The 1,133-nt window shown below is 69.0% G+C and carries 1 protein-coding gene and 1 pseudogene; one reads left to right on the top strand and one right to left on the bottom strand.

Annotation, left to right across the window (positions count from 1 at the left end):
* The coding region (locus WEB03_RS02190; RefSeq protein WP_368069334.1) for a cysteine hydrolase family protein at nucleotides 1–732 on the bottom strand (732 nt) is incomplete at its 3' end.
* A 234-nt stretch (nucleotides 733–966) separates the two neighbouring features.
* Between WEB03_RS02190 and WEB03_RS02195 the strand changes: the two are divergent.
* Nucleotides 967–1,133 (top strand): annotated as a pseudogene (locus tag WEB03_RS02195) (dihydrolipoamide dehydrogenase); the annotation flags it as partial.

Here is a 1,133-nt window from a genome sequence, read left to right on the forward strand (position 1 = left end):
CGAGCCGATCTTCATCTGGTCGGAGCCGTAGACGTCGGCGCCGTCCTCGGGAGCGGTCGCGCCGGCCTCGAGGATGGCGACCAGGTCCTCGGTGTCGATGACGGTGTTGCCGACCAGTGGGTAGTTGATGCGGATCGCAGCCTCGTAGGCGGCCAGGTTCTCGGCGCCGATGGCGTCGCGCAGGTAGGTCACGTCGTAGCCGTGTTCGGCGGCGTGTCGGCCGGTGGCCTCGCAGCAGAGGTTGGCGGCCATGCCGGCGATGATCAGCTGGCTGGTCCCGAGCCGCTCGAGGTGGTCGGGGAGGTCGGTCTCGAAGACGTCGTTGAGCTTGTGGGGCTGCAGGACGATGTCGCCCGACACCGGCTGGAGGTCGGGGTGGAAGTCCGCTCCCCACGTGCCGGCCTGGAACATCTTGAGCTCGAACATGATGCGTCCGATGCCGCTCTTGCGTTGCAGCTCCTGGTCGGCGTAGTCGTCTGCGACGAACGCCATGGGGGCGAAGAGCACCGGGATCCGGTGATCGCGGGCAGCGTCGATGGCCTGGCGGAGGTGGCCCACCACGTCGTGCTTGGTGACCGTTCCCTCGGTCATGGACCAGCCGGCACCTCCCTCGGAGAGGAAGTCGTTGACCGGGTCGATGACCAGCAGCGCCGTCTTCTCGGGTGCGAACCCCCACCCGCGGTTGCCCGCCAGGCGGTAGGTGTGTCCACCGTGACCGTTCTGTTCGTTCAAGGTCATGACCTCCCAGGAGACGTCCGAACCTCACCGTACGGTTCCCACGGCTCCGGGAAGACGGCCGGACAGCCGGGTCCCAGGAGCTGGCCGTCGCTCGAGAACCCGGGGTTGTTGACCTTCCAGCGAGGGGGAAGCTCTACGGTCAGCGTCGACCCGGCTGCTCGACGCCGGACCGTCGCCCGCGAGGAGGCTTCCGTGCGCCGCTACGACACGCTGGTGATCGGCGGCGGCATGTCCGGTCTGCCGTTGGCGCTGCGGGGCCTCGCGCCACGGCCGGACCGCGTTCGTGGAGCGCGAACTGCTGGGCGGCACCTGTCTGGACCGAGGCTGCATCCCCACGAAGACGATGATCGCGTCCGCCACGGCCGCCCAGCAGGTGCGTCGGGCCGGTGACCTCG

Origin of the sequence: Nitriliruptor sp. (genome assembly GCF_040882075.1) — a bacterium.
GTDB lineage: Bacteria > Actinomycetota > Nitriliruptoria > Nitriliruptorales > Nitriliruptoraceae > Nitriliruptor.